The sequence below is a fragment of the Paenibacillus sp. SER-28 genome, from assembly GCF_052906305.1.
In genome coordinates this window covers 1,079,683-1,106,670 of record NZ_JBRECM010000001.1, presented here as the reverse complement: position 1 = coordinate 1,106,670, position 26,988 = coordinate 1,079,683, and the positions used below count along the sequence as shown (strand labels likewise).

Genomic DNA, 26,988 nt, shown 5'->3' with positions numbered 1-26,988 from the left:
TTTTTATTCGTACAACTCTCTTCTATAATTACACCTGTCTCTTAAAACAAAAAAAGAACCGCTGGCAAAAGGCTTTGCAACGGTTCTTCCGATAAGATGATTATACCATGAATATCTATCTAAAACAACTCTACGAGTCACACTGTACATAGATGTTTAAGAGAGTTTCTCGTTCTCTACCAGCCTGCGCCACAATCTGTACAGGATTGCTTTAACTGATCGCAGTCGGATTGTTTCACGGTTGCCACTCAGTCTCAGTTCATGTACTTCCGTTTCCTTGTCGCGTTCAGCAATGCCAATATACACTAGACCGACTGGCTTCCGTTCGGAATACCCAGGCCCAGCTACACCAGTAACTGAAAGTCCAAAATCGCTATCCATGATCATTCTCGCCTGCTCTGCAAGCACAAGGGCTACTTCCTTACTCACTGCGCCTGGCGCATGGTCCCCTTCCAAATAATCATAAGGCACGTTGAGTAACTTCATCTTCATTTCATTGGAATAGCACACGATGCCACCTTGAAACATAGCAGCACTGCCAGGTATAGAAGTAATTTGTTCCATCAGCATTCCACCTGTACAGCTTTCTGCCGCACTCACAGTGAGTTCGCGTTTGGCCATTAGATCTACGATAACCTTCTCCAGCGCAACATCCTCGCTTGCATACATATACTCCGGAAGACGCTGCTGAATTTCTACTTCCGTAGCTGTCAGCTTAATTAATGCTTCACTTTCCCTGGCCGCCTTGGTGGATATACGGATCGTGACTTCCCCTTCCTTGGCATAAGGAGCAATCGTAGGATCTGTCTGGGATTGGATCAGATCTAACAAATGGGTTTCAAGAGCTGACTCACCGATCCCTGCAAATTTTAGCATTTTCGAATAAATTGGCATTTCCTCACCGCTCAATGCCTGCTGAAGCAACCAAGGTTTCGCATGGTTTGCAAACATGGGTTTGAGTTCCTTAGGCGGTCCAGGCAAAACTACATAAAATTTACCGTCCTGTGCAATCGCGTCGCCCACAGCTAGCCCTGTCTCATTTTCAAGCGGAGTAGCACCTTCAATAGAAAGCGCCTGCCGGCGGTTATTCTCGGTCATTTCTACCCCACGGTTACGGAAAAATTGATCTAGCTTGTCCATTGCAAGACGATCTATGTGCAATTTCCGCCCCAATACAGCCGCTATCGCCTCTTTCGTCAAATCATCCTGAGTCGGCCCCAGACCGCCGGAAAACAAAATAATATCCGCACGCTTCTGAGCAATTCTTATCGCTTCCTGAAGCCGATTTATGTTATCGCCAACCACAGTCTGAAAATATACATCGATTCCAATTGTAGCCAGCTCTTGTGACAAATATTGAGCATTTGTATTCACTATTTGTCCGAGCAATAACTCTGTTCCTACTGCAATTATTTCAGCTTTCATCAATTCTTCCTCCTGTACTGCGAATATTATGGGAATTATATAAAGAAACAGCAATAAGTTTAGTCCCTATTGCTGTTTCCATAAAATTTATCCTGTTAAACTTTGGAGGAGCTCAGCAAATGGATATTTTTCACGAAATAATCAATACCCGAATAAATGGTGATCAACACTGCTGCCCATATCGCTATTAAATCAAACGGTATACCAAGAAAAACAAACGGGAAATTATTAATGAGCAGCGCTACAATAGCAACGATCTGGATGATCGTCTTTAATTTGCCCCAATTGCTTGCAGCAACCACAGACCCATCCAGTAAGGCAATCTGACGCAGCCCCGTAACCGCAAACTCACGGCTAACAATCACAACGACAATCCATGAATCAATTTTCCCCATTTCTACCAAGGAAACCAAAATAGCGGTTACCAAAAGCTTATCAGCAAGGGGGTCCAACAGCTTGCCCAAATTGGTGACCATATTATTTTTACGTGCCAAATATCCGTCAAGACCATCCGTGCTGGCTGCTACAAGGAAAATGATAGCCGCAATCAGCTGATTATACGGCAGCTTGAAAGCTCCGATCTCAATCGGCGGCGGATAAAAATCAAAGTCCACCAGCAAAGCCAGCATCATCACCGGGATAAGGCAAATCCGCGTTATTGTAATTCTGTTGGGTAAATTCACAACACACTCTCCCCTGATTATCGTACTTGATTACAAATGGCAGTTTTCGGATTAAATTCAATCCTATGTAAATCGCTTTCGACGAGCGCTATACACCTGAATTGTCTGCATTTTCGTTACAAGTATAATATGGCGCAAAACGCATGTCAAAATAACCTGCCGCACATCAAGCAACGTTTTTTCCTACAAAATATATGAGGGAAAACGGCTTTATTTCATGTTTGTAAATTGAAGCTCCAATGGCAAATCAGCTTTACGTAGCAATTGAATAATCGCCTGTAAATCATCCCTGTTTTTTCCGGTCACTCGGATTTGATCACCTTGAATCTGACTTTTGACTTTTAGCTTGGAGTCCCGAATAAGAATATTAATTTTCTTGGCATTATCCTGATCAATTCCCTGCTTAAGCGAAAGACGCTGACGCACTGAACCTAGAGAAGCGGGTTCCAATTTGCCATACTCCACATTTTTAAGGGACAGACCTCGTTTGGCCATTTTAGATTGCAAAATATCAATCACCGCATTCAGCTTGTACTCGTCTTCCGATGCAATCGTAAGAGCTTCTTTCTCAAGCTTGAGGCTACTTTTGCTATCCTTGAAATCAAATCGAGTTTCAATTTCACGCTCCGTCTGATGAACCGCATTTGTTAACTCCTGCATATCCATTTTGGAGACGATATCAAATGAATTTTCTGAAGCCATCGTTTCACTTTCCTTTCCACAACAAAGTTCAATATCTAATTATAGGCTAGTCATTTACAAAAATCCAATAATCCGTTGACTAAAAAGGCGTTCTTGCCAGTTTTCCTGACAAAAACGCCTTTATTTCAATTACGGTCAAAATATCTAATTATGGCTTCGTGTTGGAGTTCGGAACATATCCAAAAGTCCAAGCACAATGTGAGCAAGACCAAAGCCCAGTATGCCATAGCCCCATGCATTCGGTGTCAGATAATAGCCCAGTAAACTGACAATGATACCGAGCCCAGTCACAATCCAGCTGACGGTCATAACGTATACACCTCACTTTGCGGAAAATGAAATGACTGCCTTTCCAGGAATTACAGTCATTAGTATTTCCTCACACCAAGGCGTTTATTCACCATCAGTAGTTGTAGAATCTGTACCACTTTGTGCTGAATCCGTACTGCTACCTGTCGTAGAATCTGCAGGTGAACCCGTCACTCCTGCACTCGTTCCGGTCGAAGAAGCTTCTCCTTGCTGGATCAGTACACGTGTAGTCGACTTATTATCTGTTATCGGTTGACCTGCTACGGAAATATCTGTGGCAGAAGACCGTCCTGATTTGATATATAAACCTTCCGGACCAATATCGAAAGACATGGCATCTCCACTTTTAGTCATACCGTAGCTCAGCTTTTCTCCACGGGAATTTTGTCCCTTGTACACTTCAAGCCAGCTTTCACCCGTAGCTTTAATATCAACCTTGGCTGTGGCTCCCGTTGCACTGGAAACTTTGAAAATCGTCGTCTTGCCTTGCTTGCCGTCCTGTGCCACAGTTACACCTTGTTGTGGTGTAGTCGTATCCGGCTGCTGTCCAGTATCTGGAGTAGTAGCATCCGTATTCCCCGTACCATCTGGCTGAGTTTGTCCGGTTTGCCCCGCATCAGGAGTCTTCCCACCAGCACCATTTGGAGCCGTCGTTTGACCATTGTTCGGCTGTGTCGTAGTGGTATCAGGAGTAGACGTGCTTGGCGTTGTACTTGGTGTTGTAATCGGCGTTGTGTTTTCTGCTGTTTTTGGAGTTGAATGGTTGTTGCTCACCCAATAAGCATAAATAACCCCAACAATGAGAACTAGAAAAAGCCACATTAACGCTGTAGGCAACCATTTAAGATTACCAATCGTGGCGGGACGGCTGGAGCGTTTCTGTGTAACAGGCTCCATGACTGCTTCCGGCTCAGGTTCAGGCACATTGCTTTGATGCCCTTCCAGAATCTCATCAGGGTTCAACCCGACCGTTTCAGCGTATGTTTTAATAAAAGCTCTGACATAAAAGCTTCCCGGCAGCACTTTGTAATCGCCCGTCTCAATGGCTTCCAGATAACGTTTGCGTATCTTCGTCATTTCCTGAACATCGTCAAGGCTCAATCCTTTTTGCAGCCGGGCCTCCTTTAATTGCTGACCCAGTTCTGACATGTCATCATCTCCTTGTATAATTACGCTTATTTAAAGATCTTCTGTATAACTGGCTGTAAAGGTATCATAAATAATTTCCTCAGCCGGATTATTGCGAAGTTCAATAATGATATTGAAATCGTCAAAGCTGTATCCTGATTCACGTACAAATACATCAGGATGCTCAATCACTTTAGTACTTGGCATGCTCATGATTTCCTGAAGCAGGTGATAATGTCTTTCATTTGACCGAATTGTACTCACAATACCATCAATAATAAACACATTGTTTGGGTTCATTTCTTCTTCAGAGAGCTGACTGCGCACCGTCTGTCGTAGTAACGTTGAAGACACAAAAGTCCAACGCTTCATTGCGCATACACTACTGGCAATAATGGATTCCGTTTTGCCCACACGCGGCATCCCGCGAAGACCGATCACCTGATTGCCGTCCCTCTTTAATACTTCACCCAAAAAATCGACCAGCAACCCAAGCTCATCGCGTGTAAAGCGAAATGTTTTACGATCATCTGAATCCCGATCGATGTAACGGCCGTGTCTTACTGCCAATATATCAACCAGTCTCGGAGCACGTAAGGCCGTGACTGTAATGTTGCTCGCTTTTTTTAACGTGTCTCCGAGAATGCGTATTTTCTCGTCATCGTCCGTTTCAAGCAACATCCCCCGTCTTTCGCCTTCAACACCGTTGATTGTCAGTATATTAACCCCCAGAATACCAAGCATGGAAGCAATGTCTCCCAGCAGTCCGGGTCGATTTTTATGTATCTTGTACTCCATGTACCACTGTTTCGTTTCTTCCGTCACGTTAGCACCTCATTCACATTCAAACCGTCAACAACTCCAAATCAAAGCATTATTGTATCATAAAATAACATCTTTCGACAAAACCAATTATTGAAATTCGATAGGCTACATTGTGTTGTAAGCCTCAATCACGTTTATGATATATAAATTACAATGGAATTACAAGAACAGCTCTGTAACCATTACAGAAAAGCCCCCATAAGGGAGCTTTTCATGTTGGTTCCTACTTATGCGTTGCTCTTAGCCAATTTAACCATTAGCCGGGCGATGGTGTGACGCTCGTCCTCATCGGCAACTCCCCACAGTTCTTTCAGTGCGCGGTTGGAGTGGTTGGCTGGATCGACCTTCTCATCCAGAAAATCACCGATTTCATAAGCAAGCTCTGAAATGGTATCTTGGCTGATTCCCAGCTTCTCCGCTTGCTCTACACGCTGACCAAGGAACTTTTTCCAAACATCAAAATTCTGAACAACTGTTGACATACTTAAATCCTCCTTAGATGATTCAGATTTAAAATCAACAGTTATAATATGCTCTTCTCGGACGCTTACTATACTGGTGGATTCCTCCAAGCGCTATCCCTTAAGTCACCCATCCTCCATTAGGACTTATGACCTGGCCATTAATATAACCTGACTCAGGAAGCGCAAGAAAATAAACCAGGGACGATATTTCATCAGGTCGAGCCAAACGTCCGGCAGGAATTTCTTCTTCCAAACTGGTAATTTCGCCTTTATCCAAATGATCCAGCATCGACGTATCCACTGCACCTGGAGCTACAGCATTCACTGTCACCCCGGAAGGTGCTACCTCTTGAGCCAGCGCTTTAGTGAAAGCGTTAATGCCTCCCTTGGTGGTGGAATACAACACCTCGCACGATGCGCCACATATCCCCCACACGGAGGAAACATTCACAATGCGGCCATAGCGTTGGGAAATCATATGTGGCATAAAAACCTGCGTGCACAGAAAGGTTCCCTTAACATTGACGGCCATCACTTCGTCCCATTCCTCTTCCGAAACATCTGTCAACAGCCCATAATGAGATAATCCGGCGTTGTTCACAAGAATATCCGGCTTCATCCCGTGATTATCCAGCTTTTCCCGCATGCGTTCGATCTGCTCCTTGCTCCGCAGATCCGCTGACACGGTCATTACCTTGCCTGAATAAGCCATGCAACGACGGGCAACTTCATTTGCTTTTTCATGGGACTTCATGTAGTGAATGACAACATTCATCCCTACAGCTGCAAAACGCTCAGCAATAGCCGCACCAATTCCGCCACTGGCTCCTGTAATCAGCACGGTTGTATCGCCAATTGCTTTTAATTCTCCGCCCTCGGTGGTCATTGTTTCCCTCTCCCTGGACATTACGGACTCACCACTAGTGATATTGCGAGTTGATCCCACTGGATATGGTCTTTTAGACGGCGATTTACATCCTCAAGCGTGATACTTTCATAAATAGGGAGCAGTTGGAAAAAATCGCTGCCCCGGAAGCGATGTCTTGTAAATTCATGTGCAATATTTTCTGGTGAATTGAGTGTACGCAGATAACCACCGATTTTCTTTTTGCGTGCCCGTTCAAAATGTTCTGCCGCAAAGCCCTGCTTCTGAATGGACTCCACCTCTTCACGTATTCTCGTCAACAGCCGATCCGGGTCTTTGGTATCCCCGCCGATTGCAGAGAATGCATATTGCTGCGTACTATTGTACTCATGACCAAAACTGTCCGAAATCAGATCCTCATCGTAGAGCTTTTGATATAGTTGTGTACTGGAACCAAACAGGAGATCAAGCATCAGCTTGGTTTCCAGATCATGACGAAGTAATTCTTCACCCGTTAGGCCTACTTCAGCCTCCTTGAATCCAAACAATAGCTTTGGCAGAGAAACGGCCAGCTTCACCTCACGACGTGGTTCTGCAACTGTAGTGGGTTCATCGTCGAAAATCCGCTCAATCTCTCCCTGCGGCTTATAGTCCTTTTTGGCCTGATTGTTACGTACCAGCTCTATTACTTCAGCTGGATCCACTCCGCCCACTACAAAAAGAATCATATTGCTTGGGTGGTAGAAAGCTTCATAGCAACTGTACAGCGTTTCTTTTGTAATCGTACTGATGGATTGAACAGTACCTGCGATATCTATATGCACCGGATGGACCTTGTACAACGCCTCGATCAGACCAAAGTAACTCCGCCAATCGGGGTTATCTTCATACATATTAATTTCCTGGCCAATAATGCCTTTTTCCTTTTCTACATTTTCATCTGTAAAGTAAGGATGCTGCACAAAATTGACCAGCGTGGTCAAATTTTCTTGAATACGCTCGGTTGCCGAAAACAGATATACTGTTTGATCAAAGCTCGTAAATGCGTTCGCCGATGCCCCATTAGAGGAGAAGGTAGCAAAAATATCGCCTTCAGGCTCTTCAAACATTTTATGCTCCAAAAAATGGGCTATGCCATCCGGCACCTTTACGGGCTGTTGACCTTCGACGCGGAAATGATTATCAACTGAGCCGTATTTAGTTGCAAATGTGGCGTATGTCTTCTGAAAACCCGGTTTGGGCAACACATAAACGTGTAAACCGTTATCCATTACTTCATAGTACAGCGTTTCCTGCAAATGCTCATAAGGTATATGCTCCACCGCTATTCCCCCTTCTGGTCTCTCAAGAAATAAATAGTGTCCAGTCGGAACGTCCGGGCGGCATCCTGAACATCCTGCACCTTGACTGCCTCCACCTGACTCAGCAGCTCATCTACTGTCCGTTCTTTACCGGAAAGCTGTCTGTTAAAATCATAGGCGATCATTTCAAAAGCGGAATCCTGCATCTCCTTTAGCAAGTTGCGAATCATCGCCTGCGTTTGGGTCATTTCCAGCTCAGTAATCGCTCCGTTTTGCGTATCTTCCAGTTGCTTGCGGATAATAGTAACCGCTTTTTCATAATTAGGAATTTCAATACCAGATTGAATCGTACCAATACCTTTATGCCCGTCATACCGTGATGAAGCGTAATACGCCAAACTTTCCTTCTCCCTCACATTAACGAACAACTTTGAATGCGGATACCCGCCCAAAATGCCATTGTACATCAGAGCGGAAGCATAGCGATCGTCTCCATACGTAATAGGGGTGCGCAACCCCATGTTGAGCTTGCCCTGGTTCACATCAAGACGCTCTACAACGGTTTGAACATCACGCTCTACCGACTTGGGCTGTTCAGGAACATACCCTGTTTCCGCTGAACGATTCAATTGAAAATAGCGATCAACAAACTTCTCAACTTCTTCTAGCGTCGTATCTCCCACAACGTATAAATCCATGCTGGCATGATTCAGCCATTCTCCATAAGCCTTATACAAGCTCTGTGCATCTATACTGTCCAGATCAGATCGTTGACCAAGAGGGTGCAGACGATAAGGCTCATCCTTGCACATTTCCTCCATACAGCGCTCACCAGCATAACGTATTTTATCGTTAACTATAGATTCCAGCTTCTTACGCACATTTTCTCGTTCCTGCTGGACGTATCCCGTTTGAAATGCACCATTTTCCAATGCAGGCTTCGTTAGCACTTCTCCGAGAAAAGAAAACGAACGATCCAGTAAACTATCTGGACTATTTACAAAGCTGTCATTAATCGTATCCATGCGAAATTGCACGATCTGATAATCTCCACGTTTATACACATCGAAACCGAAACCCGCGCCATACAATTGCTCTAACTGTTCTCTGAATTGTGTAGTCTGCGGATACGATTCTGTACCCCGTCGCAGAACGAAAGGTACCAGCCCCACTCGAGTTACGGTGTCCTCCCGTAGCGGAGTGCCTACATACAATGATATAGCAAACGTCTTAAAGCGCTTGGTCGGCAGTACATGAATCCTCAGTTGTCTGCGTGTGCCACGCTCGAAACCTGTTTTGTTCAAGTCCAAAACTCCTTTGTGACGTCAATTTGCGTCTAGCCTTTGATTAGCAAAGCATTAGCTGCTGTGAATCTTCCTCCTGTAAAGAGGTAAAGTGTACCAATCTTTATTCTAACCATGCAAAAGCCAAGAAGCAACCGGAGACAAGCTCCCGGCTGCTTCGGCGTTTTACATGCAAAAAATATGTTCCCCGATGGTTTTCACCTGCGGACGGGACCAAATCCATTTAGAGGTGGCTGTTTTTGGGTTAAAATAATAGAGACATCCTCCGCTTGGATCCCAGCCGTTCAGGGCTTGGCGTACCGCCTTTTGTGCATTCTCATTCGGTGTGAGCCAGATTTGACCGTCTGCTACTGCTGTGAAAGCTCCTGGTTGAAAAATCACTCCAGATGGTGAGTTGGGAAAGCTAGGTGACTTGACCCTGTTCAAAATAACAGCCGCGACGGCAACTTGTCCTTCAAACGGCTCGCCGCGGGATTCACCGTAGACCGCGTTGGCCATAATTTTAAGATCGTTTTCAGATAGTCCCATGGTGTTGGCCGATCCCATCGTTTCATCATTTTGATCCGCTTTATCGTTATTGTCTGCTGTCTGTCCCTGAGCGGAACCTTGATTGTTACGATGCATAGGAGTTTCCGTTGGCTTCCAGTTAGGAGTAGCATTCACCAGCTTTAATTTCGTCTTTGCTCCGACCACTCCATCGGGACGGATGCCAAATTCCTTTTGAAAACCCTTAACAGCTTTTAGTGTACTGCTGCCAAAATGGCTGTCCACTTTCCCGCCAAAAAAGCCCAGCAACTTCAAACGTGATTGCAACTCATATACATCCTGACCGTAAGATCCAAAATCAACCGCTCCCGAGCTGAATGTCGGCTGGGAAGGTTGCGCCGCTTGTACTTTCTGCTGTGTGCTCAGCGGCTCTGCCTGCTGCTGTGCAGAGTCACTTTTAAAAAGTCCTGTGTACGTAATAGCCGAGGCTGCGAGGATACCCGTGCAAATCCAGACCATTGTCTTTTTCATATGCTGCGCTCTACCTTTCTTTTGTGGGATTAACAGGATGGCTACGTTTATTATGACAAGCTCCGCTTAAAGCTATTCACCCTTTTAATCTTCTTTCAGCAGGTAGTCGCCACACCTCAAAAAACATCACAAAAAAACGCTGTTTGTGCACTTGGAGTTGTCATATTAGAACAACCACCATGCGAACAAACAGCGTTTTAATGTAGTGCTGGATAGAGATTATGCTTAGGAACTTACTTTATTTTGCTGATATTGCTCCATTGAGATAAGGACCTCACGGGGCTTGCTGCCCTCGTAAGGGCCGATGACTCCGCGAGCTTCCATGGAGTCAATCAGTCGAGCAGCACGTGTATAACCGATCCGCATACGGCGCTGAAGGAGCGAAACGGAAGCTTGTTTAGCCTCTAAAATGATGTTGACAGCCTGATCGTACAGCTCATCCAGCATTTCATCTGCATCAGCCGATACATCTTCCACCTCCGGCACTAGCGTTTCATCATACTGCGCTTCACCCTGTTCACGTACGTAGCTAACAATATTTTCGACTTCTTGATCGCTCATGAATGCTCCCTGAACGCGGACTGGTTTGGAAGCACCCATTGGCATGAACAGCATATCACCACGTCCGAGTAGCTTCTCGGCTCCACCCATGTCTAATATGGTACGGGAGTCTACCTGCGAGGAAACGCCGAAGGCAATACGTGAAGGAATATTGGCTTTAATCACCCCGGTAATTACGTCAACCGAAGGTCTTTGCGTTGCAATGATAAGGTGGATGCCTGCTGCACGCGCCATTTGGGCAAGTCGTGCAATCGCATCCTCCACATCTCCCGCAGCTACCATCATTAAATCTGCCAACTCGTCCACAATAACGACGATGTAAGGGAGAAATGCATCCGGGTTATCTTTCATCAGGTTATTATAGCCCTCAATATTACGGGTTCCTGATTTGGAAAATAACTCATATCTTTTTTCCATTTCAACTACAATTTTCTTTAATGCAAGTGAGGCTCGCTTTGGATCAGTCACGACCGGAGCCAACAAATGCGGGATTCCGTTGTACACGTTCAACTCCACCATTTTAGGATCGACCATCAAAAATTTGACCTCATCCGGCTTTGCTTTGTACAAAATACTCGTAATGATCCCATTGATACACACTGATTTACCCGAACCTGTTGCCCCAGCTACAAGCAGATGGGGCATCTTGGCCAAATTACCGACAATCGTCTGTCCTGCGATATCACGTCCGAATGCAATAGATAAATTGGAAGCTGACTCCTGGAAAACGGTTGTCTCCATTACCTCACGCATCGTTACAATGGAAACTTCATTATTCGGAACCTCAATTCCGATAGCAGATTTCCCAGGAATCGGAGCCTCCATACGGATATCTTTGGCAGCAAGCGCAAGCGCAATGTCATCCGTCAGACTCACAATGCGGCTGACCTTTACTCCAATGTCCGGCTGAATTTCATAACGCGTTACGGCAGGGCCACGGACAACCTCCAGCACCTTCGCCCGGACACCGAAGCTTTCCAGCGTTGCCTCCAGCTTGCGTGCCGTTTGCATGTAATCCTTTTGTCCCATACCTTTGCCTGCGTTTTGTGGTTTAGCAAGTAAACGAAATGATGGGAGCTTGTACGGTTTAGGCGGCGGCGGAGCCGGAATAGCTGTATGGTTACCTTCAGCCTCTTCGCCTGCCACCCCAGTTGCAATCGTCTGAGCTTGTCCCTGAGCACCTTCTAATGTCCCCTGGATCGCTGTCGAATCATCCATATCCGTATTTGCATTGGCATCCACAAAGTCATCATCCAGGGATTCGTCAATAATGGAAGTTGTCTGCTCTGCTCCTGTCAGGGACTCTCCAAATTCAGCTTCCGGTCTTCTTTCCTCATGCTTTACTTGTTCGAAGAAATCCCTAATAATCGGCGACCTTTTTACCGGAGTTGCAGCTTCCTGCTCAACATGTTCGACTACGTCAGACATCTCTTCACTCTGGTTGCCGTTTCTCCACTGGGCCTGCGCGTCCTCAGCTTCATATGGAAGATCATGATCATCCTCATCCGTATCGACGGAATGCTCATCCTTGTCCGCTTTATCTGAATTTTTGAGACCAAACAACTGAAAGAAAATCGGCTGTTTGCGTGCAGGAGGCTGCATTTCGTCAAAGTCATCATCCATGTCTTCCTCATAGGCAGGAATGGGCTCAGACTTGATTTTTCTATTTCCACTACCTTTGCTAGATGCTGAAAGCGGAGTAGCTTTACCAGTCCATTTTTTGCGCACGCTTCCCCCGGCTGTCAGCAGCTTGGTTTTTACAATCCGTACCAAATCCACATAGGACAGTTGGGTCATCAGCATGAAACAAATGACGAACATAACAATCATGATCAGTTTAGCTCCCGTGAGACCAAACAGCCATAACAGAACAGTAAGCTGCAATGCGCCTACGTAACCCCCGCTGATATCCTTGTTCAGCATTGAGGTATGACCCTGCTGGTCAGGCGACAGCAACTGCTCACGCATATCTATATGTATCTGGGTCATCACTCCGCCCGGCTGAAGCGCGTTGATCGGCCCCAAACGCTGCTCCATAGATGAAATAGAACTCATAAGTGTAAAGGCAAATACTAACAGGAGCAAACCCGTTTTACGGGAGTTCCACTGGTTCGGCCACTTGCGGTGAATCATCACCATCAGACCATAATAAATGCCAATGAGAGGGATAACAAAATAGAATTTCCCCAGTACGAGCCCAAACATCTTGGATAACGACCGACCAACCGCCGCTTCACCCGACAACGCAATGACCGCTAATGTAATCAGCACAATGCCGTAAATTTCAAATTTTAGAACTCCGCCAAATGCGGCTTTCTTTTTTCTTTTTCTTCTTCTGGACATACAAGGTCACCCCCCAGAAGAATATTATACCACGTCACCCGGTATCCGCACATATGTTCTTTTTCAACAGTAAATGACCTATTTCTATACTACTCGACACCTTCTACGACCACTCGATGACTTGACCTGGTCCATAACGCGGATTCAGGTAGGCTTCCAACGGACAGTCCAACAACCGTACAATGATCCCCCGACGACTTTCAAGCGGCTGTACTTGCATAAGTAGACCGTCTACCCGAACCTCTGCAAACTCCTCAGCCTCTTTCCACATCCCTTGCCATACCATTTCCATTGGCATTACAGTATATAGTGTCATTGTGGTAGCTCCCCGCTAGGCTCCCCTGACAGTGTCTCTGTAGGAGTTCCTGTGGCACTAGGAGAAAAAGGAGCATACGGAGCCTGCTGTTGAATCCCAGCGATCCCGTTTTGCTGACGCCGCGTTTCAATAATGGTGTTCAGCTGTTTTAAAGCCTCTCCGATGCCTCCAACCGCGTCCATCAATCCATACTTCACTGCATCAGCTCCTCCAACCGCTGTACCAATATCGCGGTTTAACTCACCGGTTTTAAACATTAATTCCTTAAACTGCTCTTCTGTAATACGAGAATGAGAAACGACGAAGCGTACAACACGTTCCTGCATTTTTTCCATGTATTCAAAAGTTTGTGGTACTCCAATGACCAGACCGCTCATACGAATGGGATGAATGGTCATCGTCGCACTCTCCGCAATGTAGGAATAAGTGGAAGACACAGCAATAGGCACACCGATGCTATGCCCCCCACCTATGACAATGGTCACCGTTGGTTTACTCATCGATGCGATCATTTCAGCAATAGCCAGTCCTGCCTCTACATCACCACCAACTGTATTCAGCAAAATCATTAATCCTTCGATACGAGGATTTTGTTCTGCCGCTACCAACTGGGGAATAATGTGCTCATATTTTGTCGTTTTGTTTTGAGGCGGCAAAATGAGATGCCCTTCAATTTGACCGATAATCGTCATGCAAAAAATATTGGACTCGCCTCCAGGCATGGAGGTTTGACCCAGTTGCTGCAAAGCCTCCATAGCAGGTAAAGCGGGTCTTTGCCCAATTTCTGGTTGATCTGGCGCTTCGCTTTCCTCATTGCCAGATGTTAGATTGCTGTATTGTTCCATATGGGTGATCTTCCTTTCGCTTTACGCATCTATATGACCCGTATTCACCCTATAGTATGGGATAGAAATGGAATATTTTATACCCACCCCCATGCCTTTCCTTGTCCCAGGAAATCAAAAAAGCCTCTCCTCCCGCGGAAACCGTCCAATATTTCCTGCGGGAAGAGAGGCGACTGTGTGCCTGTGACTTAAGTTTTTAATTCAGGTTTTTGAACAAATTTCAATTGAATCACACTTCCATTATAATTGGCAGGATCATCGGTCTCCGACGAGTTTGCTCATACAAGAAGCGACCTAGTGCATCCTTGACATTTGTCTTGAGGGAAGCCCATTCATTTACATTTTCACTCATGAGCTTATGCAGTGTACTTGAGACAATACGATTCGCTTCATCCAGCAAACCTTCCGATTCACGGACATATACGAAACCTCGAGAAATGATATCTGGTCCCGATTTAATCGTTCCGTCTTGCTTGCTCAGCGTAACAACAACTACCAAAATACCGTCCTGTGACAGCAATTTGCGGTCGCGCAATACGATATTTCCTACATCCCCTACGCCTAGTCCATCGATCAGTACGTTACCTGCTGTAACTTTACCAGCTCTGCGTGCTCCACCATTCTGAATTTCAATGACTTCACCGATATCCGTGATAAAGATATTTTCAGGCTCAATACCTACGCCTTCAGCAAGAAGAGCGTGACGACGTTGCATTCTAAACTCACCATGAATTGGCAAGAAGAACTTTGGTTTCATCAGATTTAGCATCAGCTTGAGTTCTTCCTGGCTTCCGTGTCCAGAAACGTGGATACCTGGATTAGCTGCGCTGTAATATACATTGGCACCCAGACGGAACAGCTCATCAATTGTGCGTCCAACGTATTTTTCATTACCTGGTACTGGAGTAGCTGCGATGATGACTGAATCCCCTGGAAGAATGTCAACCTTTCGATGTGTGGAACGAGCCATTCTTGTCAAAGCTGACATCGGTTCACCCTGACTACCTGTGCAGAGAATAACTACACGATCCGCTGACATTTTGCCAACTTCTTCAGGCTCAATCAGCATTCCATCTGGAATTTCCAAATAGCCCAAGTCCGAAGCAATACCTACGACATTAACCATGCTTCGACCAATAACTGTTACTTTACGTCCCGTTGCTTCAGCAGCATTAATTGCCTGTTGAATACGATGTACGTTAGAAGCAAAAGTAGCTACGACCACACGCTGTCTCGACTTGCGGAAAATGTCTTCCAGGACAATACCAACGCTCTTTTCCGAAGGTGTAAAGCCCGGTTTTTCGGCATTCGTACTGTCTGACAAAAGAGCCAGTACGCCACGTGTGCCAATTTCAGCCATACGCTGCAAATCTGCATATTGTCCGTTGACCGGAGTATGGTCAAATTTGAAGTCACCTGTATGAACAACAGCGCCTTCAGGAGTATCAATACATACACCTACAGAATCTGGAATACTATGGTTGGTTCTGAAGAATGTTGCTTTCAGTGTGGAACCCAGCTTGATTTCAGAATCAGCATTGATCAAAATACGTTTGGTTTCACCAAGCAGATTCGCTTCCTTCAGCTTGTTTTCCACCAATCCCAGCGTCAATTTGGTACCATATACTGGTACATTCAAATGTTTCAACACGTAAGGCAAACCGCCGATATGGTCCTCGTGACCATGAGTCAGCACAATGCCTCTTACTTTGTCGCGGTTCTCTGTAAGGTAGGAAATATCAGGAATAACGATATCAATGCCCAGCATGTCCTCTTCCGGGAATTTCAAACCGGAATCCACCACGACAATGTCATTGCCGTATTGAACGACATACATATTTTTCCCGATTTCACCGACGCCGCCCAAAGCGAAAATCATCAATTTATCGTTGTTTGTTTTTTTAGACAAATGAATCTAAACCTCCTATGGTAGTTGGACGTCGTACCTTGATTTGTTTATTTAATTTTCAAAAAAATACCGCACCCAGTCACTTGACCCCATTATACATGATTAAAATACGAAAAAACAAGTCATCCTGTTCGTTACGCTAGGTTTCCCATTGCCGTCTGAAACCATTAGTATCTGTCATTTTGTCTACATACATGGTTAAAAGCACAGCAAAAAGGGCGTCCTATAAGAACGCCCTTCACGCTGGGAACCTTGTCAGACAATAAACCCTATCGGTTTTGTACCTACCGACTGCCCTTAACAAGGATACTCCTTAGTATTAATTAACATCTTACATTCCTATTTCTCTTTAGCGGGTAAATAATTTCTTAATAAATTCCGCTTCATCCTGAGTTGGAGGAATGAGCGGCAACCGAACCGAACCTACCTTAACCCCCCGTAATTCCAATGCATATTTTACTGCCACCGGATTAGGCAGAGGATGAGGACAGCCAAACAAACCCTTGAAAATCGGGAACAACTGCTGATGCAACTTTGCTGCCTCCTGCGAGTGTCCTCCTACAAGTGAATCGATCATCTGCTTCATTTCAGCACCTACCACATGACTCGCTACGCTGATAATACCATAAGCACCTACAGCCATAGCAGGCAACCCAGAAGCATCATCCCCGGAATAAACCAGAAAACCTTCTGGCGCTGCCGCTGCAATCTGTGTGACCTGCGCAAGTGATGCACATTCTTTAGTTCCCACAATATTCGGAATTTGTGCAAGGCGCAGTGTTGTTTCAGCTGTTAGACTCGCTCCAGTACGACTTGGAACATTATACAGTATAGCTGGGAGGGATGTGGAGTTCGCAATACTTTCGAAATGCTGATACATCCCTTCCTGATTCGGTTTATTATAATATGGCACTACCAGTAGAACACCATCTGCTCCTGCCTGCTCCGCGGCACGAGTTAGATGAATGGAGTGACGCGTATTGTTGCTTCCAGTCCCGGCAATAATTTTACATCGTCCAGCTGCTTTTTCTACAACAAATGCAAACAACTTGATTTTTTCATCATCGCTCAGGGTAGGAGACTCCCCTGTTGTTCCAGATACAACAAGTGACTCTGAGTGCTGTTCTTCTATTAAGTAATCAATCAACGAGGACAATGCAGTCCAGTCAATCTCTCCTTGCTTATCAAAAGGTGTCACCATTGCGGTAATCAATCTGCCGAAGTTCACCATGCTGCCTCCTTTTTGCAAGTCCGAGCACGGACAATGCGCCTATTGATGGAGTTCAAATTTATTATGCAATGCGCGTACAGCCTGCACCATATCTTCTTTTTTAACAAGTACCCAGATCGTCGTGTTGGAATCTGCGGATTGAAGGATCTGTACGTCTGATTCTGCCAATGCCTCCACAATCGTCGCCATAATGCCTGGTACCCCGTTGATACCACCGCCTATGACAGAAACTTTAGCACACCCGGCCAGTATCTTAGGTTCTAGACCCAAACCGTTCAATACTTCAACCGCTTTGCTTCCATCATGATCGAACACAGTATAAACTGCCCCCGATGGCGTTACGTTAATAAAGTCAACGCTAATTCCATGTTCAGCCATAGATTTGAATACTTGTAATTGCAAGTGCTCCAAACCCGGCTTTAATTCAACATTAATCTGAGTGACATTGCCGACATACGCAATACCGGTCACGAAACGGTCTACAATGTCTGCCTGCACGTCTTTGAAGCCTTCCGGGTGGGTAACTAACGTACCTTCTCCTTCGGAGAAGGTAGAGCGAACACGGACCGGGATATTAGCCTGCATAGCGATTTCAACAGCACGAGGATGGATAACCTTTGCTCCCTGATGAGCCATATTACAAATCTCCGTATAGCTAACATGTGTAAGTGGCTTTGCGTTTTCCACAATGCGCGGATCGGCAGTCAATATACCATTCACATCCGTATAAATATCAACCATATCCGCATGTAGAGCAGCACCCAGAGCAGTAGCTGACGTATCGCTGCCTCCCCGACCCAAGGTAGTCATATCACCGTCTGCTGTTTGTCCCTGAAAACCTGTCACAATGACAACTCTACCTAGGTTCAACTCTTCAACAACACGGTCTGGCTTTATATCCAAAATACGAGCATTGCCGTATTGATCATCCGTAATAAAGCCCGCCTGTGCCCCAGTTAGCACCGTAGCAGGAATACCTTCCTTCTCCATCAGGCTGCATAATGTAGCAGCAGAAATGATTTCACCACAGCACAGCAGTAAATCCCGTTCGCGCTTCGGAAGACTGTCGCCGTTAGACGCCGCCCAATCCAGCAGCGTGTCGGTGGCATAAGGCTCTCCTTTTCTCCCCATGGCCGACACAACAACAACCAATTGAAGATTTTGTTCCAACTCCCGCTTCACATGTGCCAGCACAAGTTGACGTGCTTCAGGTGTGGACAGCGAGGTTCCCCCAAATTTCTGCACCAAAATACCCATTATTCTTCCCCCATATCGGAACGTTACTCCGCGTTTGCAGCAATAATTTCCGCGATTTGCACCGCGTTCCATGCTGCTCCTTTAAGCAGGTTGTCGGATACGACCCACAAATTCAATCCACGGCTATTGCCCAAATCACGGCGTACACGCCCCACAAATACGTCAGGTTTTCCTGCAGCATCAGATGCCAGTGGATAAAGCTGAGCAGCAGGATCGTCCACCAGCGTTACTCCCGGTGCCGAAGCCAGCAGATTGCGGATTTCTTCTAAATCATAATCTTTTTTAAGTTCTACATATACAGATTCCGAGTGACCGTATACAACAGGAATACGCACACACGTTGCTGTTACGTCCACAGATTCGTCACCCAGTATTTTTTTCGTTTCACGTACCATTTTCATTTCTTCCAGTGTATAACCATTGTCCTGGAATTTATCGATTTGCGGGATAGCATTAAAAGCAATCTGATGCTTTACTGGCAACGAGCCTACTGGCAACAGATCAGGCTGGACTTCATCACCGTTCAGAATCGCTGCGCTTTGACGATTCAATTCATCAATAGCTCGGCTTCCAGCGCCGGAAACGGCCTGGTATGTGGATACAATAATACGAGAGATGCCATACTGATCATATAATGGTTTCAAAGCAGCTACCATCTGAATGGTGGAGCAGTTCGGGTTCGCAATAATTCCTTGATGCTCGGCAATTTTGTCGCTGTTCACCTCAGGCACTACAAGAGGAGCTGTTGGATCCATTCGGAATGCGTTGGTGTTGTCAATGCAAACTGCCCCATGACGAACAGCATGCGGCGCCAATTCCTTACTTACGTCTCCACCTGCACTAAACAAAGCAATGTCGATTCCTTCAAAGCTGTCGGGGGTAGCAATCTCTACTGGAATTTGCTGACCTTTAAAGCTAATTAACGTGCCGGCAGAACGAGGCGAAGAAAGAAATTTGATTTTGTCCACAGGAAAATCCCGTTTTTCCAGCAGATTTACGATCTGTTCTCCTACAGCGCCTGTCGCTCCAACGACAGCTACATTAAACTTTCTATTGCTCATCTGGTGTATCTCCCCTTCTCGACTAAAAAACCATTTTTTATTCTGAAAGCATCCACCGCCAACAAGAAATTAGACCCGATACAATATCGAATCATCTTCTAGGCGAGGGATGCTCAGCAGTTAACTATAATACTTCATAGGGTCTTGCGTTCCACAATCATCGGCTGAAGCTGTTTGCCCTGCAATGCTTCATAAGCAGCCTCCGGAATCAACTCCATGTTAGCTACAAGCGAGTTCGGCTTTTTAACTGGATTGTCCTGTCCGAACGGCACAAAAAAGATATTTTTGGCTACGAGTAATTTGGCGATATTGGCAGCATTTAGACCCAGTCCATCATTAGTAGATATAGCTAAAAGAAGTGGACGACCGTTGCGCAATTGCGCCTTGGCAGCCATCAAAACTGGACTGTCTGTCATTGCATTCGCTAACTTACTCATCGAATTCCCCGTCAAAGGTGCAATCACCAGCACATCGAGTATTTGGGAGGGACCCAGTGGCTCAGCCTCCACAATTGTAGAAATGATATCATTCCCTGTTATATCTTTCAACTGTTTTTGCCAACTTTGCGAAGTACCAAAGCGCGTATCCGTTGTTAGTACTGTATTGGATATAATAGGAACGACCTTCGCACCCTCATCAACAAAGCGCTGTATAACAGGCATTACCTCTTCAAATGTGCAATGTGAGCCTGTAATTGCATACCCTACTGTTTTCCCTTGCCAACTCATTGTGCATCCCCCCGATCAGGATTATCTTCCATTAACAACTGCACCAGCGTATTCGCTATAATGGCACCAGCAGTTTTGGGAGCAACTATACCGGGAAGACCAGGGGCAAGCATAGCCTTGATTCCACGCTTTTCCGCATAACGGAAATCACATCCGCCTGGGGCGGAAGCAAGATCTATAATCACGGTGCTCAATGGCAATTTAGACAGGATTTGCGCTGTGATAATCATAGAGGGTATCGTATTAAAAATCAAGTCAACTCCCTTTGTCTCATGCGCCAAATCCCTTGTCATAAAAGGCTCCCAACCCATTTCCACGGCTCTTGCTGCATCCTCTGCCCGCCGTACTCCAACCTTCACTCTGGCTCCCAACCCCTGTAGTGCTCTTGCCATGGTAAATCCAGTCCGTCCCATGCCTAGAACCATACAATCTGCACCGTGAATCGTAAAATCAGTATGCTGAATGGCCATCATCAGTGCGCCTTCGGCCGTAGGTATAGAGTTGTATATGGCCACATCATCTCTCTCCAGCAGCTCTACCAGCTTTAACTCATGTCTGGTACAAATTTCTTTTAAGTACGTCCGCGCCATCCCTGTATATACAACGCAATGCGGTGGAAGAGCAGCAGCATGTTCATTCAGAAACTGGAGCTTCTGTGCTCCGAAAAGTGCATTTACGTTGCCTTCCTCATCGCATCCCACCACCGGCAAAATCAGTGCGTCTGACGATTCCAGCAGCTTGACAGACATTGGTTCTAGTGTCACTCCTTTGAGTGGTACTTCAAGCTTGTCAAAACCGACCACACTGACGGTAGCATCCATGTCCACACATTTGCGGATTACCTCAAGCTGCCTCGCATCGCCACCCAAAACAACGACGCGTATTCCTGTTAGCATCCGGATCACTCCTTTCCGAGACACGATATGCTTTTAGTCTATGCGAGTGCCCGGAGAGGGGTGAAAAAACACAAAAAAAAGCCGCCCCTTGATGAGGCGACCTTTATATGCATACTTACTCTTAAGCAAGTAAATTTGAAGCTTTTACAAAATAGACATTCTTACATTGCAAACCAACCATAGCTCAGCGTCCTGTATGGCCAAAGCCTCCAGCACCACGCACTGTTTCAGATAATTGGTCTACTTGTTTCAGCTCTACCTCAGGTACAACCTGAAATACCATTTGTGCAATTCGCTCATTGCGCGTAATCGTGAACGATTCTTCCCCCAAATTAATAAGAAGTACCTTGATCTCTCCACGATAATCCGCATCAATCGTTCCCGGTGTATTGAGACAAGTAATACCATGCTTAAGAGCCAGTCCACTTCGCGGACGGATTTGTGCCTCCAATCCCGCTGGCATAGCTATTGCAAATCCAGTTGGAACGAGGCAACGTTTGCCGGGTTCCAGTACCAGATTTTCCTGTACTGCTGCATACAAGTCAAACCCTGATGCAAGCTCTGACATTTTGCGTGGCAGCTCAATATCTTCATTGCCCGCAAGTCTGTTAATTTCCACGTAAGTTAACAAAATAGTCCCTCCTCATATCCTTTACCGCTGAATCACTCGCTCCCACCATCGACAGGGCAAACGGCTCCGAGAACATCCGATCCAGCACTTTGTTCACATCATTTGCCGTCACTTGCTCGATATGTTCGATCATTTGATCCAGCGTATAATGCTGACCGAGCATTAATTCATTTTTTCCAAGCCGATTCATCCGGCTACCTGTACTTTCAAGGCTTAAAATCAAACTTCCTTTTAATTGCTCCTTACCTTTACGAAGCTCATTAGCGTCCAAACCGTTGACAGCTACATCTCGTAAAAGCTCCAGCGTCAAATCCAGCACGTCCTTTGTTTGCTTAGGAGCCGTACCTGCATAGATCGTGAACAACCCACTGTCCGCATGGGAGCTATGATAGGAATAGACCGAATAAGCCAGCCCACGCTTTTCCCGAATTTCTTGAAATAAACGTGAACTCATGCCGCCGCCGATCGCGTTATTCAGCAAAACCATAGTATACTGGAGCTCGTCACCCGCTGCAAATCCAGGCAGGGATAAACAAATATGATTTTGCTCCGTTGCTTTCTCATGATACAACAGCTCACCGTTAAACACAGGTACTGTCAGCGGCGAAACGGTGCCATGATTATCAAAATGTCCAAAATGTCGCTCCAACAATTCTACCAAGCGATCGTCAACATTACCAGCCACACTGATAACTGTATTGTCGATTGTATAATGCTCCTTCATATAATGACTGAGGTGTGAGCTATCCATAGCAAGCAGGTGATCTTCGGTTCCGAGAATCGGATAAGCCAGTGGATGTTCACCATAGGCCGCGCGAGATACAAGATCGTGCACCATATCATCCGGTGTATCCTCGTACATGGAGATTTCCTCCAAAATCACATTCTTCTCTTTTGCCAATTCTTCCTGATCTAGTTTGGAATTAAAAAACATATCAGACAGCACATCAACTGCGATCGGTAGATGCTCATCCAATACTTTGGCATAATAGCATGTATATTCCTTCGAAGTGAAAGCATTAACATTTCCTCCGATGGCATCGAATTGCTCAGCGATTTCCTTAGCGTTAAAACGCTCTGTTCCTTTGAAAAGCATGTGTTCGATAAAATGAGAAATACCGCTATTGTCCTGTGTTTCATTCCGGGAGCCAGTTTTAACCCAGATACCGAAAGAAACTGAACGTACGGTTGGAATTTTTTCAATGACCACTCTTAGGCCGTTTTTAAGTTGAATTCTTTCCACGATTGGCCCTCCTAAACTGAATTGCATACTTAGCCATAATGTTCAATCCTAACAGAAAAAGGACGTTCACTCAACCGGAGCAGGTAGTTGCCGATCAGGGGAAAGTGTCTGACTGACAGTTCCGAGCACAAGTCCCTTACTACGAATAGCATGAATCATGCCTTTGAGAGCAGCCGATGAGGAATCTGTTGGATGCATCAATATCAGGGAGCCTGATTCAACCTTACTACTGATTTTGTTAATCACCGATTCCGGTGATGGATGTCTCCAATCTACAGTGTCCAATGTCCACAACACTGTTTTGAGCCCACGTTCTGCTGCTATATCCACCGTTTGCTGATTAAAATCACCCGATGGAGGGGCAAACCAGTTATTTTTGATACCCAAAGTTTCTTGAAGAAGCACTTGAGTCTTTTCAATTTCTTGTGTGGCTCTGGCCCGACTCAGACGGCTCATATTCGGATGAGAGTATGCATGGTTCGAAAGCTCATGCCCTCTTTTTTGAATCTCCTTGGCGAGATCAGGATTTTTTTTCAACCAACTTCCATCAAGAAAAAATGTAGCCTTGACCTTTTCCTGATCCAGCGTGTTCAGTATCGGCAGGATAAATTCATTCCCCCATGCTACATTGATCATGAAAGATACCATCGGCTTTTCGGGATTTCCCCTGTAGATTGGAACATTACCAAGCTGATTTAAATGTATTTTAGGTGCCAATTGCCGATAAACATATTGAATGGGTCGATCCGGAGATGCAATTGCTTTGCGATAGGTAGCATCCAAATCCACCTCCAGTCCGTTATAGCCTGGAATAGCCTTCCATACCCTGTCGATCTTGGCATCAACTGGTTCCCGTCGCTGACGTGCTGCTTCTGTTCTTAGTCGCTGCATAAGCGCATTGTCGGGCAAAGCTGCTATCGCCATCGTGGTTACAGTCTCTGGCTCTTTAACCCCTGTAACGTCTCCATTGCGTAATTGACTAGCGTAGTCACGAACCCCACTAAACTGCCCGATTACGAGTGTGATGGCTAAACTGGCTACCACCCACACTGCTCGTTTTGCCCTACTCATAATTCCTTCATCCCCCCGCCCGTTTGTCCACATTGTATGCGGCGAGGACAAGAACTATGACGTAGCAAGCTCTAGAAGCTCACTTGGGTGCAGCTTGTGCATATGTATGAAAAAAGAGCCAGAAACGTAGCTCTGCCTCTTTCCTAAAGCTTAAACAATGCTATTCAAATCCCTTGTACTGTTAATACGAAAAGCTACTCCTGCCTTTCTAGTCTGCAACATGCAGATACCTAGGATTTGGCAGGTGCTTCTGCAGTCAGAACAGCCTTACGGGACAGATTGACACGACCTTGTTGATCAATTTCGGTTACTTTCACCGTAATTGTATCCCCAATAGCAATTACATCTTCAACTTTGGCTACACGCTCAGTAGACAGTTGAGAAATATGAACCAGACCATCTTTGCCCGGTAAAATTTCAACAAATGCACCGAATTTCTCAATCCGTTTTACTGTACCGATGTAAATCTCACCGACCACGACTTCCTTTACGATACCCTCAATAATAGAACGTGCTTTTTCATTCATCTCTTGATTTGTGGAAGCGATGAACACACGACCATCTTGTTCAATATCGATTTTCACGCCGGTTTCTTCGATGATTTTGTTGATGATTTTACCACCAGCCCCAATAACATCACGGATTTTGTCCGGGTTAATGTGCATCGTCATAATTTTTGGAGCATACGGAGACAACTGCTCACGCGGCTTCTGGATCGCTTCCATCATTTTGCTAAGAATGAACAAACGTCCTTCTTTAGCTTGCTTGAGCGCATCCTGTAAAATCTGGCGGTCAATACCGTTAATTTTAATATCCATTTGAATGGCAGTTACGCCTTCCGCGGTACCAGCAACTTTAAAGTCCATATCGCCCAGGTGGTCTTCCATACCTTGGATATCAGTCAATACGGAAACATGGTCTCCATCCTTGATCAATCCCATGGCTACACCTGCAACCGGAGCTTTAATCGGTACACCTGCATCCATCATAGCCAGTGTACTTGCACAAATACTAGCTTGTGAAGTCGAACCATTCGATTCCAGTACCTCGGAAACCAGACGGATGGTGTATGGAAATTCAGTTTCGGAAGGAATTACTTTGGAAAGCGCACGTTCGCCAAGAGCACCATGTCCGATTTCACGACGACCTGGCGCACGCAAAGGACGAGCCTCACCTACGCTGAATGGCGGGAAATTGTAATGATGCATGAAGCGTTTTGTTTCTTCCAGATCAATACCGTCCAAAATTTGTACATCACCCAATGCACCAAGTGTACAAATGCTAAGTGCTTGCGTTTGACCGCGTGTAAATAAGCCCGAACCATGAGTACGCGGCAAAATGCTAGTGTCGCTTTCAATCGGACGAATTTCGTCAAGCTTACGACCATCAGGACGCACTTTATCATGCGTGATCAGACGACGTACTTCTTCCTTAACGATATCATAGAGAACTTCGCTCACGTCGCTCAAAAGCTCAGGTGTCTCTATGTATTGTGCTTCAAAATGGGCAACTGTCTCTTCGTTGACTGCATCAATTGCCTCTTGACGGGCATGTTTTTCTGCAATTTTAACAGCTTGCATTAAACGTTCAGCTGCATAAGCACGTACTTCACTGTTCACTTTTTCATCAACAGCATGCAGTTTAACCTGCATTTTCTCTTTACCTGCTACTTGCACCAATTGTTCAATAACTGCCACAATATTCTTAATCTCATCATGACCGAACATAATAGCTTCCAGCATAACTTCCTCTGGAATCTCATTGCCTTCGGCTTCTACCATCATGATGGCATCTTTCGTTCCGGCTACAACCAGGTACAGATCGCTTGCATTCTGCTGTGCAATATCCGGGTTAATCACAAATTGCCCGTCTACACGTCCTACAGCGACTCCACCGATTGGCCCATTAAAAGGCACATCCGAAATGCTAAGTGCTGCCGAGGTTCCGATCATTGCTGCAATTTCAGGTTCGCAATCCTGATCGACACTCATAACCAGATTCAACACCTGTACATCATTCCGGAAACCTTCCGGGAACAATGGGCGAATTGGACGGTCTGTCAAACGGCTGGACAAAATCGCTTTTTGACTCGGACGTCCTTCACGTTTAATAAATCCGCCAGGAATTTTCCCCACAGCATACAATCTTTCCTCATAGTTTACGGTCAGTGGAAAAAAGTCCAAATCTTTCGGTTCACGGGAAGCGGTCACGGTACAAAGCACAACTGTTTCTCCGTAGCTCACTTTAACTGCCGCATTGGCTTGTTTCGCAAGACGTCCTGTTTCCAACACCAGCTTTCTTCCGCCGAGCTGCATTTCTACGCGTTGCTCCATGGTATCCCTCCATTTCATTTCATTGTAAAAGTTCTATACATATCCAGTATTTCCTGCGCAGGTCTTATTCATAAGAAGCTAGCAGACAAATCAGGATATGTAATTCAAAAAAAGATTCCTCATTTCAAAAAAGAACCCGGCTGCTGTCCGCCGTCGCCTTAGCAGGGACAAGCGGTGAACAACCAGGCTTCTTTTCTCATTACATGTCTGAAAATTAACGACGCAGTCCGAGACGCTCGATCAACGCACTGTAACGTTTAACATCAGTCTTCTTCAGGTAAGCCAAAAGTTTACGACGCTGACCGACCATTTTCAACAACCCGCGGCGGGAGTGATGGTCTTTCTTGTGCGAACGAAAGTGACTTTGCAAGTTGACGATGTTTTCAGTAAGGATAGCGATTTGTACCTCTGGTGATCCTGTATCGGATTCATGAGTTTTGTACTCCTCGATCAATTGCTGTTTACGCTCTTGAGTCAATGCCATCCTGTTCACCTCCTTCATTATAATCGCCATTAGCCTCGTAGCCGCCGGTGAAAGCG

25 protein-coding genes are annotated in these 26,988 nt (G+C 45.6%); all 25 read right to left on the bottom strand.

The genetic code is table 11. The features are described from left to right. Window positions 1–156: 156 nt before the first annotated feature. The gene (locus ACUYLD_RS05300) at window positions 157–1,425 is read right to left on the bottom strand and encodes a competence/damage-inducible protein A (protein ID WP_446674539.1); all 1,269 of its coding nucleotides are present in this window, start codon (window positions 1,423–1,425) and stop codon (window positions 157–159) included. Window positions 1,426–1,520: 95 nt separating this feature from the next. Continuing rightward, window positions 1,521–2,108 carry a CDP-diacylglycerol--glycerol-3-phosphate 3-phosphatidyltransferase gene (pgsA, locus tag ACUYLD_RS05295; RefSeq protein WP_013309954.1) on the bottom strand — a complete coding sequence of 196 codons (588 nt, stop codon included), beginning with the start codon at window positions 2,106–2,108 and terminating at the stop codon, window positions 1,521–1,523. A 210-nt stretch (window positions 2,109–2,318) separates the two neighbouring features. Beyond that, the gene (locus ACUYLD_RS05290; protein WP_013309953.1) at window positions 2,319–2,810 is read right to left on the bottom strand and encodes a YajQ family cyclic di-GMP-binding protein; all 492 of its coding nucleotides are present in this window, start codon (window positions 2,808–2,810) and stop codon (window positions 2,319–2,321) included. A 144-nt stretch (window positions 2,811–2,954) separates the two neighbouring features. Beyond that, the gene (locus tag ACUYLD_RS05285) at window positions 2,955–3,119 is read right to left on the bottom strand and encodes a hypothetical protein (protein WP_023988236.1); all 165 of its coding nucleotides are present in this window, start codon (window positions 3,117–3,119) and stop codon (window positions 2,955–2,957) included. 84 nt (window positions 3,120–3,203) lie between these two features. Further along, window positions 3,204–4,268 carry a helix-turn-helix domain-containing protein gene (locus ACUYLD_RS05280; protein WP_250261588.1) on the bottom strand — a complete coding sequence of 355 codons (1,065 nt, stop codon included), beginning with the start codon at window positions 4,266–4,268 and terminating at the stop codon, window positions 3,204–3,206. Between the two features lie 30 nt (window positions 4,269–4,298). Further along, window positions 4,299–5,072, bottom strand: coding sequence for a DUF3388 domain-containing protein (locus ACUYLD_RS05275; RefSeq protein ID WP_013370747.1), 774 nt, complete (start codon window positions 5,070–5,072; stop codon window positions 4,299–4,301). A gap of 227 nt (window positions 5,073–5,299) precedes the next feature. Then, complete coding sequence (locus ACUYLD_RS05270; RefSeq protein WP_013309950.1) at window positions 5,300–5,554, bottom strand: DUF3243 domain-containing protein; 255 nt, start codon at window positions 5,552–5,554, stop codon at window positions 5,300–5,302. 100 nt (window positions 5,555–5,654) lie between these two features. Beyond that, entirely contained in the window at window positions 5,655–6,422 is a 768-nt protein-coding gene (gene ymfI, locus ACUYLD_RS05265) for an elongation factor P 5-aminopentanone reductase (RefSeq protein ID WP_061829423.1), read from the bottom strand. A 20-nt stretch (window positions 6,423–6,442) separates the two neighbouring features. Continuing rightward, the gene (gene yfmH / locus ACUYLD_RS05260) at window positions 6,443–7,723 is read right to left on the bottom strand and encodes an EF-P 5-aminopentanol modification-associated protein YfmH (protein WP_250261589.1); all 1,281 of its coding nucleotides are present in this window, start codon (window positions 7,721–7,723) and stop codon (window positions 6,443–6,445) included. A gap of 2 nt (window positions 7,724–7,725) precedes the next feature. Beyond that, window positions 7,726–9,006, bottom strand: coding sequence for an EF-P 5-aminopentanol modification-associated protein YfmF (gene yfmF, locus ACUYLD_RS05255; protein ID WP_165175606.1), 1,281 nt, complete (start codon window positions 9,004–9,006; stop codon window positions 7,726–7,728). Window positions 9,007–9,171: 165 nt separating this feature from the next. Then, window positions 9,172–10,023 (bottom strand): spore cortex-lytic enzyme, encoded by an 852-nt coding sequence (gene sleB / locus ACUYLD_RS05250; RefSeq protein ID WP_061829426.1) that lies wholly within the window; start codon window positions 10,021–10,023, stop codon window positions 9,172–9,174. A gap of 225 nt (window positions 10,024–10,248) precedes the next feature. Beyond that, window positions 10,249–12,927, bottom strand: a complete 2,679-nt coding sequence (locus ACUYLD_RS05245; RefSeq protein ID WP_446674538.1) for a DNA translocase FtsK 4TM domain-containing protein — start codon at window positions 12,925–12,927, stop codon at window positions 10,249–10,251. Between the two features lie 103 nt (window positions 12,928–13,030). Further along, complete coding sequence (locus ACUYLD_RS05240; RefSeq protein WP_061829428.1) at window positions 13,031–13,243, bottom strand: YlzJ-like family protein; 213 nt, start codon at window positions 13,241–13,243, stop codon at window positions 13,031–13,033. Next, complete coding sequence (locus ACUYLD_RS05235) at window positions 13,240–14,088, bottom strand: ClpP family protease (protein WP_446674537.1); 849 nt, start codon at window positions 14,086–14,088, stop codon at window positions 13,240–13,242. The genes ACUYLD_RS05240 and ACUYLD_RS05235 overlap by 4 nt, the downstream gene beginning before the upstream one ends. Before the next feature lie 229 nt (window positions 14,089–14,317). After that, window positions 14,318–15,997 carry a ribonuclease J gene (locus ACUYLD_RS05230; protein WP_446674536.1) on the bottom strand — a complete coding sequence of 560 codons (1,680 nt, stop codon included), beginning with the start codon at window positions 15,995–15,997 and terminating at the stop codon, window positions 14,318–14,320. Between the two features lie 349 nt (window positions 15,998–16,346). Then, window positions 16,347–17,228, bottom strand: a complete 882-nt coding sequence (dapA, locus tag ACUYLD_RS05225; protein WP_250261592.1) for a 4-hydroxy-tetrahydrodipicolinate synthase — start codon at window positions 17,226–17,228, stop codon at window positions 16,347–16,349. Between the two features lie 39 nt (window positions 17,229–17,267). Further along, window positions 17,268–18,485 (bottom strand): aspartate kinase, encoded by a 1,218-nt coding sequence (dapG, locus tag ACUYLD_RS05220; protein WP_250261593.1) that lies wholly within the window; start codon window positions 18,483–18,485, stop codon window positions 17,268–17,270. 23 nt (window positions 18,486–18,508) lie between these two features. Continuing rightward, window positions 18,509–19,546, bottom strand: a complete 1,038-nt coding sequence (locus ACUYLD_RS05215; RefSeq protein ID WP_165175626.1) for an aspartate-semialdehyde dehydrogenase — start codon at window positions 19,544–19,546, stop codon at window positions 18,509–18,511. Between the two features lie 134 nt (window positions 19,547–19,680). Further along, on the bottom strand, window positions 19,681–20,274 hold the full coding sequence (locus tag ACUYLD_RS05210; RefSeq protein WP_250261594.1) for a dipicolinate synthase subunit B: 594 nt from the start codon (window positions 20,272–20,274) through the stop codon (window positions 19,681–19,683). Next, window positions 20,271–21,170: a dipicolinate synthase subunit DpsA gene (gene dpsA, locus ACUYLD_RS05205; protein ID WP_250261595.1), complete on the bottom strand. Its 900-nt coding sequence runs from the start codon at window positions 21,168–21,170 to the stop codon at window positions 20,271–20,273. Before dpsA ends, ACUYLD_RS05210 begins: the two co-directional genes overlap by 4 nt. Before the next feature lie 184 nt (window positions 21,171–21,354). Further along, window positions 21,355–21,801, bottom strand: coding sequence for a dUTP diphosphatase (gene dut / locus ACUYLD_RS05200; protein WP_013309936.1), 447 nt, complete (start codon window positions 21,799–21,801; stop codon window positions 21,355–21,357). Next, window positions 21,779–23,044, bottom strand: a complete 1,266-nt coding sequence (locus ACUYLD_RS05195) for a M16 family metallopeptidase (RefSeq protein ID WP_446674535.1) — start codon at window positions 23,042–23,044, stop codon at window positions 21,779–21,781. Before ACUYLD_RS05195 ends, dut begins: the two co-directional genes overlap by 23 nt. A gap of 66 nt (window positions 23,045–23,110) precedes the next feature. Then, entirely contained in the window at window positions 23,111–24,115 is a 1,005-nt protein-coding gene (locus ACUYLD_RS05190) for a polysaccharide deacetylase family protein (protein WP_348624976.1), read from the bottom strand. A gap of 230 nt (window positions 24,116–24,345) precedes the next feature. Further along, entirely contained in the window at window positions 24,346–26,448 is a 2,103-nt protein-coding gene (pnp, locus tag ACUYLD_RS05185; protein WP_250261597.1) for a polyribonucleotide nucleotidyltransferase, read from the bottom strand. A gap of 214 nt (window positions 26,449–26,662) precedes the next feature. Further along, window positions 26,663–26,932 (bottom strand): 30S ribosomal protein S15, encoded by a 270-nt coding sequence (gene rpsO / locus ACUYLD_RS05180; RefSeq protein WP_007430074.1) that lies wholly within the window; start codon window positions 26,930–26,932, stop codon window positions 26,663–26,665. Window positions 26,933–26,988: the final 56 nt, after the last annotated feature.